Raw genomic sequence first — 11,971 nt, forward strand, 5'->3', positions numbered from 1 at the left:
CCCTTTTCTTATTATTTCGTTGTTTCCACTGTTTATCCTCTTATAGTTTACTGTTTATTATATTCTGTAAACCGCTTAATCTTCTTCGAGGTACTTTTTTCAAACTCTTCCTTGCGCAAGACTACTCGCTTTATTTTCTTAAAATATGGAGAGGTTTCATTAAGTTGGTCTACTTCCCGCCACAGCAGCTCTTCCACCATATCGTCTGTATACCCTCCGCCTAAGCTAAGGGCGACCTCCTCTTCATCAATGCGAATAGCAGCTACAATCACGGTATCCAGCCCATCCTCTGATTCGCGGTCATAAACCAAGGATTCCAGCACATAAGGGATATTGCTCAGATAATATTCCAGCTCTTCCGGGTAGACGTTCTTGCCGTTCTTGGTAATGATGACGTTCTTCTTTCGCCCAGTGATATAGGCGTAGCCCTCCTTATCCATGTAGCCCAGGTCTCCCGTGTAAAACCAGCCGTCTTTCAAGACTTCCGCCGTCGCCTGAGGCATGTTGTAATACCCCAGCATGATGTTGCTGCCTTTTAAGCAGATTTCACCGATTCCTTCCTCGTTCATATCCTCTATCTTCATATCAAAGTTAGGTAAAGCCCGTCCAATAGAGGCGGATCTAGCTGCCCGATCGGGATTTAAAGCACCAATCGGCGCACATTCCGTCAAGCCGTACCCTTGTATAGCCATGATACCGAAGTCCTGCAAGCCTTCCAGTATATCTGGATTGATGGCTGCACCTCCGCAGACCATCAGCCGCATACGGCCCCCGAAGATGGCCCGAATGTCCTTTAAAAATACCTTTCCTAAATCTATGCCCACCCGTTTGGTCGCTCGATTTGCCTTGATAATCCGCTTCAACAGGGTTTCTTTCCCTTGTTTGCGTACATTCTGCCAAATTTTCCGGTATAAATTCTCAAATAAAATCGGCACACCCAAAAATACAGTCGGCTTTATTTCTGCCAGGTTCTTGGTCATGTATTTTAACCCTTCGCAGTGAGCAATGGCTGCACCCTTGTATAGCGGCAGTAAAAAGCCGCAGGTACATTCGTAAGTGTGATGGATGGGCAGGATAGAGAAAAAAGTGTCCTCAGCCCTGATATTCATTACTGTAGGTGCAGACATGAGGTCGTCCACAATATTCCGATGGCATAGCATGACCCCTTTGGAAACCCCCGTGGTTCCCGACGTAAACAGCAGGATGCTCATAGCCTCCTCGTCAATAACCGCGTCTAGAAAGGCTCGGCTGCCTTCGTCAATAGCTTCTTGGCCCTCCCGCAGCAGCTCTTTCAGAGAAAGGATACCATAGCCGCTGGTTTCTGACTCTAAGTTTACCAGCATCTTCACCAGAGTCTCCCCGCTGTCTTGCATCTCCTTAAATATCCGCTCGAATTTAGCATCAAAAAACACACAGCTCACCTCTGCATTAACCACCAGCTGCATCAGCTCATTGGCGTTCAATTCCTTATCCAATGGAACTACCACACCGGTACCGCCAACTGCCGCTAAATAAGAGATAGACCATTCATAACTGTTCTCTCCGATGATGGCGATGCGCTTGTCCTTCATCCCTCTGGCCAGCAAAGCCGTCCCTAACGCATTGACATGATTCAGCGTTTCCTTGTAGGTAATCGGCTCATACGCTCCCCCTTTGACTTTTTTAACCCAAAAAGCCGTATTGTCTGGATACAGCGCCGTACTGGATTCCAACATCTGCTTGATATTGCAGATAGGCCTGCTATCCTTGTAGCGGATATGAGGGTCTTTGCTCTCGTTGATTTGTCTGATAAATTCTTCCGCGTGTATCATAGTTGCTTTCACTCCTCTATATTGGACTGGTTAAATCGCTTAATCTTTCTGGTGGTGGTTTTCTCGAATTCCGTCTCCCTTATGCCAAAACGCTTCACTCTTTTATATAAAGGCATCTCCTCATTGATCTTGTCGATTTCTTTTTTAATAAATGTTCTTAACTCTGCTGTAGATAAATTGCCAGCAGCCTCTTTGATGGCCTCTCCATCCAGATAAACCTCCGCCTTAACCACCGTATCTCCCGACTTTTCGTCTGCCACTCCGTGGACTAACGCCTCTTGGATAAATTCACTCTGGGTCAGGTAGAATTCCACCTCTTCCGGAAATATATTCTTACCATTTTTGGTAACTATAACACTCTTTTTTCTTCCACAGACATACAGAAAGCCTTCCCGGTCGAAATATCCGTAATCGCCTGTGTGAAGCCACCCGTCAATCAGCACCTTGTCGGTCTCTTCCGGGTCATTATAATAGCCCAACATAACAGAATCTCCTCGGCAGATGATTTCTCCTACGCCGCTCTTGTCCTTGTCAATAATCTGAATGTCCGTTCCAGGCATCGGCAGGCCTACTGCCGCCGGTTTACTGTATCGGTCCTTGTTGACAGCGATAATCGGTGCATTTTCCGTCATGCCATAACCCTGAATCATGGGAATGCCCATGGCCTGGAAGCTCTCAATGACGTTGGGATCGATAGCTGCCCCTCCGGCGATAAAGAGATTCATATGATTCCCCATAGCTGTATGGACATCTTTAAAAATCCCCTTAATCAGTTGCGGATGATTGTACAGCTTCAACCGTCGGGAAACCGCCATCATCTTTTTCATCTTACCCAGCTTTCCGGAGGTCTGCGCCTGCTTCATCAGCTTCTTATGCATCGATTCAAAGACTAACGGTACGCCCAGCATTACACCAGCCGGAGCCTCTCCCATATTCTTCAAAATGTGTTTCAACCCTTCACAGATGGCCACGGTCATTCCTTGATAAATGCCGGTGAAAATATGGCAGGTCAACTCGTAGGAATGGTGCATCGGCAGCACGGAAAGGCCAAAATCTTCGCAAGGAATAGCCACATACTTAGACATGTTGTAAACATTAGCTGAAATATTCTTGTGAGACAGCATAACACCCTTAGCCATACCTGTCGTTCCCGAGGTAAATAACAAAGAGCACATGGCTTCCCGGTCAATCTCCGCATCGACAAAGGCTCGCTCCCCTTCAGCCAGCCGCTCACCACCTTGGTCAATTAAGTGACCCATCTCTAAAACGCCGCTTTCCGCCGTCTCTCCCATACAAATCTGATATGGAATGGCAAACGACAGATGCGCTACCGTTTCCATGACTTGCCGCTCCATCTTCTTCGAATAAACGATGGCACTGACTTCTGCCCGCTCCAACAGATTGCTCATCTCCTGAGGAGGCAGTTCCCGGTCCAGAGGCACAATCACCCCCGTGCCGTTGGTCACCGCCAGATACGTAACGACCCATTCATAACTGTTTTCCCCTACCACAGCCACTTTTTTGCCTTTAAGGCCCATGTGAATCAGTTCTGTCCCCAATCCATCAATATCCGCTTTAAATTTCTTATATTTAATAGGGGTGTATTCTCCGCCCGGTACAAGCTTCACTAGGTAAGCGTCCTTTTCGGCAAATAGCTCCGCACTGGAATCCACCATGTCTTTCAAGTCACTGATTTCTCTAAATTCATATAAGACATCCCTATATTTTTTATCGTTCATTACATTCCCCCACTTCGCTAGAAGCCCTTTTCGCTTATTATCTTATTCATTGTAACACATTTTCTGTGCGGTTACTATTTTTTGTTGCAGCCCGTCCTCAGAAGTTAAAAAGGAGCCATTTATCAAATATTATTTGACTGATGACTCCTTTTTATATCCTCTTCTTCAAATTAAATCTGAAAAAGTCTTTTGTGATTATTTGTTTTCCATGAAGTTTTTAATCATCTGTGCGATTTCTGCTCTTGTTGCCTGTCCTTTTGGATCCAGAATATTGCTTCCTTTTCCCTTAATAATATTTTTATTTAAAGCCCAAGCTACCCCATCCTTCGCCCAGGATGAGATTTCTCCGGAATCCGTCATTTTTTCTGCTGCCCCTGGATTCCCTTCTACATTCATTTTCTTAAATGAAGCATAGTTGTAGAGCATCACGGCAACCTGCTCCCTGGTCAGATTTGTTTCCGGCATAAAGGCATTCGTACTCATGCCCTTGACAATTTTTTGCTGAGAGGCCCAAATAACTGGTGCCCCATACCAAGCCTGTCCATCCACATCTGCGAAGGGACTTTCTGCCTTCATCTCTGGCTTGCCCTCTGCATTGTAGAGGATCGTGGTCAGCATAGCTCTGGTGGTTTTATCACTTGGTTTAAACGCTGTAGTGCTGACCCCCTTCATGAGGTTGTTTTTTACCGCATAAGACACCGCTTCTGCATACCAAGCATCAGCGGATACGTCGGTAAAAGTCATCGTCTCTTCATATCCTACTGCATAATAAGAAAAATGGTCGGTGGTAAATTCAACCCGTTCATTTTTATACTTGGAATCTGCCATCTTTGTCATCGTGCCATCGCTGCTGATATAATAAGCAGCTACACCTTCCGGTTTCTCATTTGCCTGAAGCTTATACGGCATAGAAATTGTGATCTTTCCGTCAAATTGCGTGAGGCTTTCGTTTCCAGACTGCATAGTGAAGTCGAAGACAGGGCGGCTGCCAATCCGTTCCTCTATGCTATTCTTCTTTTCCTGCGAGAGTTTTTCATTGCTGGTCATGAATTTTTGTGCGTTTGTTTTCTCTGCTGCAACCTTTATATCGCCTTTGAGATTTCCTGCAATTTGCTTTAACGTCTTGCTGTCCAGGCTTATATTAGCCAGCGGCGTATTTACCTGAACTTCATCCACTTTCTTGCCAAGTTCTGTCACCGCTGATTTTGCGATAACGGTTTCCACCTTTACCGCTTTCGTATCAGCCTTCACTTCAATGGCAATGCTCTTAAGCAAGTCTTTTTTGCTTTCGGCTACTTTATTCAACAGATCTTTTATAGCCGAAGAAATATCCTTATCTGCTATAGTCGCATTGGCTACCCCATTGGCATTTGTCTTGGCCTCTGCTTCGACTTTGCCTACAGCCGTACTAGTTTTTTCTTCCGTTATAGGTTTCGCAGAACTTCCCCCCATGGCTTCGATAGCGCCGGGGTCCTTTGTCCAGTCATTGGTATAATACCAAACAATTTTATCTCCATTGCTCAAGGTATACGCCTTTAAGCCTACATTTGGAAGGGTTCCATTCACCTTATATAACCAGCCTGAATCAGGGCCATTGGTGAATTCAGCTAAGGTTGTCCCATTTTTATGCGTAATGGATGAAACATAATTCTTATTTGCTCCAACGTAAGTAAAGCCTGCATCATCTAGAACCTTTACAAAAGCATGATATACTTTTGAATCCTCTTTCAGGGTAACCGAAGTGGTCGGTATCCAGGTTCCCTTGTCCCCTTTCATGGTAAAGGAGACTGTGATATCCTTCCCCTCTTCAGGGCCTGCCGGCACGTCGTCGTCTCCTACAATGGTTCCGTTGGCGTAAGCTGCCGTTTTAACACCCTTGCTGAAATCGTATACACTGTAGTCCTTTCCCGAATCCATCACATTCAAGGTTGAAATTAACCCCAGCAGCCCCTGATAAGTAGACATTTCATTCAAGGTATTCTTATCTTTGTACCCGAAACCCTTGTTGTCGTCGGTTTTATAAAGAAGCAGTCCATCCAGAAGACTGTTGTCCCCTTTTATAAAGCGGCTGTCGCTGGCTGGATTAATCCCCAGCTGCGCCAAAGTAATCATAACCATGGCATCGGAGTTGGCATTGCCGAAGCTTCCGTTTTCTCCTTGCAGGGCCGACAACTTGGTGACTGCCGTATCCAAGACAGCTTTTACATCCGCCTGATTATAGTATGGCGTCAGTCCCTGCATCATCATAGCTGGATAATCTACCACAATGGTCCAATTTGAATCCTGCTTCAATTCCTCCAGCAAATATTTAATGTGCTCCGCTTCCTGCTGCGCTGTATTATAATTGCCCTGTCTGAATGCAGTCAGTACATACGGAGCTATCGTCCTATAGTTTTTGTTTTGTACATCATTAATAGATATAGCCTTTAACTTTTCAACTGCACTAATCTTAGAATGATTTACCGTCCAAAGATTGGTCGCATCATATCCCAGCGCACTTAATCCGTTTATAACGTTGGCCTGAGTGTTGGCATTTCGTATAGAATCGGTATCTCCTTCTACAGAGTAGGCAATCATTTTGTTGACAAAGGCCTGCTTTGCTTCTTTGGAGAGCATATTTTCCGTGTCTGGCTGGTAGTCTTTATACGCTTCCATACCTAAGACATGCCAGAAAGTACCGCTGTCAGCTTTCCCCCACCACGCTGCGTCCTTGGCTGCATATTGAGAGGTAATTGCCTTCGTCAGCGCAAGTGCTTCTGCTTTTAACCCTGCCGCAGCATCAGAATCAGCCAGAACTGTGACGTCGAAACTCTTGCTGACGCTCATGTTATCTTTAAATAGAGTTACCGTTAATTTGCCGACAGCATCTTCTGCTCCAATCGGGCGAGACACCTTAGCTCGGAGGGTATTGACTGTAATAGCCGGATTGTCAGTAGACCAAGTCACCTTAATGCCACTGTCTCCATATCCACTCTTTTTATCAAAATCATACAGATGCAGATCATCCATTACTGCCGTTAAATCTGCCGCCACTCCACTATCTTTTCCATTATGATATGCTGTTATTTTTTCGCTTCCAATGGAGCTTAAAGCTGCATTCAATGTATTCTTAATCGCTTCTTTTTCTTCATCTGTAAGAGGGTTTACTACAACAGTAATGACCTTGGTCATGTTGCCCTCTGGCATAACTCCTGGTGGCAACGTGCCCATGAAACTGTCGTATTCTGTATTATAACCAAATGTGCCCGTAAGTTTGACGGTAGTCTTCGTCTGAGGCCGAATAATTTCCGTCTTATACACAGCATTATAGTTGGTTTCTGAACTTGAAATGGTATAGCTAGGAACTTTAACTATGTCTGGATGATCGGAACTCCATGTAGCGCTAATTTCTGCCATCGAATAGAGGTCTTCGTCCACATCCAATTCATTAGGTAAAAGTAGTGGCAATCGCACATCACCATCGGTGAGATTCTCTCCTTTTATTTGCTCAAATTCCACCTGATTCATGGTCTCTGCCATGTATTCCTGCTTGTTTTTCAGATGAGTCGGAACGGTGACTCTGACGGTGTGCTGCTGAGTCTGCCCCCCTATGGACAGTCCAAACACCACATCCTCCGTCACAGCACTACTTCCATAAGTAATTTTCCCGTCAGCATTGATAGCGCTGTTAGCTGAGCTGTCGATAGAAATACGGATTTCCGGATTTTTTACTACTGCAATAGCTTTCGTCAACAAACTAGTATCCAGTTCCTTTGAATCGGTATAATAGCCTTGCTTGTATTGACTGTCAAATCCATCATATTCCATCGGTACAAGTGCTTCAGAGGTTAACTTGGATTTGGCCTTATTCAGGCTTTCCACAGCTTCATCATCCGTCAAAGCCGGTACCTGCACAGTAAATTCTTTACTCTCACTTACACCGCCACAGGATATGTCAGCAGTGAGTTTAACCATATGTGCCTGAGAATCTCTGATAATCTGTCCATCAGCGGTAATAACCGATGGGGTATCCGACCGCCAACTGATAACTGTTTTTCCACTAGTGCCTCGAGTAACTAATGTCAGTTCACCGCCTAATAAGGTCCCATCTGGATTCAGCCCATCCACAACCAAATCCGTTTTGTCCTGCGATACTGCTGCCTGCTTTTCCTCTTCTGTCATAGCACCGGACACAATAACTTTACACCAAGCTGGATATAAAGTCTTGCCCTCACAAGTGTCGCCCGACAAGATGAAGAAGGTTCCATCTTCTGTGAAATGCAAGGTAAAGCTGCCATCGTCTTTAGTCTGCACAGTGGAGACAATCTTGTCGCCAGATAATTTACCATCCTTATCCATCACCCCAACTGGCACACCGGCTGCCGGTGGAGTATCTTTCTGCTCATGTCCAGGGGCTTTCAAGAGACTTAGAGTAAGCGTTCCATCTTCTGTAACTTCCTCAGCAGTGAAACTGCCATCTTTGTAAAAATTAGCGGTAGCACTTCCATCCCAGTTTCCGTAGTTGTACAGATATACAATGTCGCCATCTTTTAATGTAGCTTCATTGGCATAGCCATCACTATATTCCCCATTGATATAATGACCAAAATAGGTATTTTGCCCATTTCCATGTCCGAAAAGCTTGGTCAGTCCGCTATTCATATAATTATTTGCGGTAGCGGTCGTGAATGCCTCCCCATACTTTTGCTCATGGGCTGTTACTGCTGCATCTAAGACCGTTGGCACTTTCGATGCCTCTCCTATGCTGAATCGCGCAGCCTCTCCTGCCTTTACTGTCATCTCAACAGGCTGAACCTCAAATGTTCCATCATAAGCAAAGGCAAGCTGAATTGTTGCACTGTCTTTTTCTGGATCTGGTGTTCCCCCTGTCCCTTTGACAGTATAAGTAGCATTAACTTCATTTTTATAAAAATCTTTAAATGCTTTATAAAGTTCTTTATTCTCAGAAGTAGCACTGTCTGCCGCTCCATATTTTCCCCAATACCGCCCCAATTGTGGGTCCGTCAACCAGGCAGTGATGGTGACTTGCTTATCTTGCGGTACACTTCCTACCAACTTAAGCGTCTCATGTGCAATGGTTTTGTCCTGACTAGACTTAAATGTCCGGACACCCCCGCTGTAAACCTTCATGGGATCATAGCCCGGGAACTCATCCGCAATCAGATATCTGCCAGTAGGAACTGTATTATCAGAATTGAATATTAACTTCTCATTCTGCAAAGTAACCTTACGAAACGGCGCAAGGCTTTCGGTTATATTGTCAGCTGTATTCTTTGTCCCCTGAAGCAAAGCGGCCCCATAATCAGCCTTTGCCTGAGTCATCAGTTTTGTTGCCTCTGCAATAGCGTTGTCCAGCTCCTGTTGTTCCCATGGCGCAATCTGGAAAGCCAGCGTCTTACTGGCACTGATACTTTTATCGTTCACCTTGCTCATAGTTACGGTTATCTGAACCGTTGCTACGCTTTGTCCCGGTAACGGGCGATACACGTTGATAATCGGATAAGACGCAACGGAATATTGGGAATCCGCAACCGTGGCTGTAAAATCGTAATTACGCCCTGTACTGCTTTCCGAATTCGGATCGGTGATGTCTGTAGCGAATTCCAACCCCGAAGCTTCATCGAACCAGTCTCTAGAATGAGTGGGTACCTTTACATCCCCATGAACCGGATCTGTAAGCTTTTCTCCTGTTGAAACCAGAGTCAGACAATCCGCTGGATAATGCTTGTCCAGCATAGCCTGCATCTTCTGCTGCTCCGAGAGAGACGTGCCGTCACCCTTTACCTTAAGATTGATAGTCTTTGTGGCAATAATAATAATGTCTCCGCCCTTCGGACTCTGAGCAGAAACCGTAAGGACAACCGATTGATCTTCTGCCTGGCGTTTTACTGTAGCCGCCAGTGGATTATCGCTACCTAATTCTCCTTTAGCAATTTGAATCACACTAGTATCGCTGCTGCTCCAAGTAAGGTTAGCCAGCAACGTATTTTGGTTATCCCTCTTGCGTACCGGTAAACTTAACGAAGACGTAACCTCCTGAGAATCGGTGTTGCTTTCTTTGATGCTGTCCCAGGTAATCGTATCCAGCACCGCCTCCGTAAGCCAGTTTTTGACCTTTCCTTCATCCCAGTCCAGTCGAGCCCTTTTAGTAACCTCTTGACTGGCATTTCCTTTAGAGAAATTCAACTTAATGTCGTCAACAAACACATATGGTGTATTATAACCAAGCAAAGATGGCTGCTGATAAAAATAGGTAATATCTCCGTTGGCTGCAATACTACCAACATCGGCTTTTCCAGGTGTTCCCGGACTTGTAAGGGTCACAGTAATACCAGTAATCCCTTTCTTTTCTAAAAGGCGATTAACATAGGAAATTAGATTTGTATCAACTCCATTTTCAGGAACCAAAAGACTCATTGGAAGACTTTGTATTGCTGCCGCTACAGCTTCTGCATCAGCATTTCCGCTTTTAGCCGCTACTGTAAAGGCAAAAGCTTTTGTGTCCTCCACGCCGTTTTTAGATATAGTCGCCGTCAGGGTAACCTTTGTCTCCTTATTAGGTGGATTGAGCACACCACTATCAGAAAGAACAGCCGCCGTGTCAGAACTCCAAGAAATGAAAGTACCGTTTATACCTGTTAATGGAAGCGTAAGATTCTCTGTTACTGGCTCTGATGTATTTAGAGTTAGTGCTGCAACAGCTCCGGCTACGGCTTCTTCATCAGTCATCTCCGGAGGCACCTCAGATTGCTGCCACTGATGTACCGGATATTCCCCATCTACACCTACAAACTTAGCATCCTCAGGCGGATTGCTGCCATTAATTAAATCGACAAAATCACTAGATTGTATTTCGGCAGCACTTTTGGAAGCATTTGTTACAGGAACCGCATCGGCTTCAATATTTCCAATCCCTTTCTCCGCCGAGCTATCTAACCAGTAGCAGTCACTAACCGTGTCCTTCCCTGACGTAAAAAATCCAACTAAAGAGCCTACGTTGCCAGTTCCTATAATACGTCCCGTATTATAGCTGTTCTTTAAGGTAATACCATTATAGGTATACCCTAAAAGGCCTCCCGCAAATTTTGCTGCCGTGCTGATATCTCCGCTATTATAGCAGTAGCTCACCTCTGCATATTGGGCATACCCAATAATGCCGCCGGTCTGCTGTTTCCCTGACACCGAGCCTGCATTAAAAGACCCTGATATCTTAGCACTGGCTTTCGTACCACCTACCAGTCCGCCTACCGTGCCCCCGTCTGTAGCAATAATATCAGTATAATTGGCACAATTCACAATCTGACTGCCTGCACCGGCGCAGCCCACCAAGCCGCCCGTATAAGTTGCTCCGCTGGCTTGGGTGTAAATACTTCCTTCTACAGACAGATTTTTCACGGTGCCATTAGTTCCTAGGTTCCCAATAACCCCGAGATATTTACCATCATCTTTATAAGACTCCGGCCTAGTGTCGATACAAAGTCCACTTACAGTATGCCCCTGTCCGTCAAAGGTTCCTGTGTAAGCGTTGCTGCTGCTACCGATTGGCTTCCATTGGTTACTATCGTTTCCGTCTAGCTCAATATCGTCTTCAAGAACAGCACATGCTCCTGGCTTTGTACCAACCGTTTCTGCAAACCAAACCAGCTCCTCAGCGGTTCGGATAAGGTAAGGGCTCCCAGGTGATCCATCCCCTTCTGCTGGAGCACTGGCTGTACTGACAAGGATTTCACTGTCGTCATCTGCATAGGCATGTAACGTGCCGTATCCCGGCATAGAAAATCCTGTAAAAATCATGGCCAGAGTCAACAACAGAGCTAGAAATTTACTTGCTTTATTCGTTTCAAAAAACATTGCTTTTTCTTCTCCTTCTCTTATTTTTATCTATGTCATCGCTAATTGCGTTATTCTGATAAGAAGATAAAACCTTTATTCTTTTCCACGGTAAATCAAGGGCCTAGGCCATGCTGCTGACTGATTTTTCTGCATACAAAAAGACTGTAGTACCAACATACTACAGTCCGTTTTTCCTGCATATAAAAACAATGATGTATCGCACATGGATATATATCCCATAAGTATAACCGATTTCCCGCGGAATACTGCGCTTTCGCTTCATGCAGGTCTTCTGGCTCACGAATCCGTGCTTTTTCTAACCTTCCCAAGATTTTCTCAGTGGCATGACAGAAAAGCTTCTCGTTTACAGCGGCGGGACCGCGCAGGTCTTTCACCTGCTTCCCTCTTAGCCATTCCAATTCAACATTTAAGTGAATCAAAACGGAACATGAAACAATTATTAAATTATTGTCAAGTTCTTCACACATTGAAATACTATCACTAAGCGGACTTTGTGTCAATAGCACCGTTGTCGATTTATGTAGAATCTGCTTGTAAAACACCTCTTCAACTGCTACGAGTTGAAGA

General features: G+C 45.1%; 3 protein-coding genes and 1 riboswitch. All 3 genes read right to left on the reverse strand.

Annotation, left to right across the window (positions count from 1 at the left end):
* Positions 1-47: 47 nt before the first annotated feature.
* The 3 genes from Ami103574_RS14440 to Ami103574_RS14450 all read right to left on the reverse strand — a co-directional run bounded on the left by Ami103574_RS14440 (position 48) and on the right by Ami103574_RS14450 (position 11,401).
* The gene (locus Ami103574_RS14440; protein WP_163067660.1) at positions 48-1,811 is read right to left on the reverse strand and encodes an AMP-dependent synthetase/ligase; all 1,764 of its coding nucleotides are present in this window, start codon (positions 1,809-1,811) and stop codon (positions 48-50) included.
* A gap of 8 nt (positions 1,812-1,819) precedes the next feature.
* A complete protein-coding gene (locus tag Ami103574_RS14445) occupies positions 1,820-3,550 on the reverse strand; it encodes an AMP-dependent synthetase/ligase (RefSeq protein WP_163067661.1) in 1,731 nt (576 codons plus the stop codon).
* Positions 3,551-3,745: 195 nt separating this feature from the next.
* Positions 3,746-11,401, reverse strand: coding sequence for an immunoglobulin-like domain-containing protein (locus Ami103574_RS14450; protein ID WP_163067662.1), 7,656 nt, complete (start codon positions 11,399-11,401; stop codon positions 3,746-3,748).
* Between the two features lie 247 nt (positions 11,402-11,648).
* Positions 11,649-11,850: riboswitch (cobalamin riboswitch) on the reverse strand.
* Between the last annotated feature and the right edge of the window lie 121 nt (positions 11,851-11,971).

The sequence above is a fragment of the Aminipila butyrica genome (genome assembly GCF_010669305.1).
In the GTDB taxonomy this organism is placed as follows: Bacteria; Bacillota; Clostridia; order Peptostreptococcales; family Anaerovoracaceae; genus Aminipila; species Aminipila butyrica.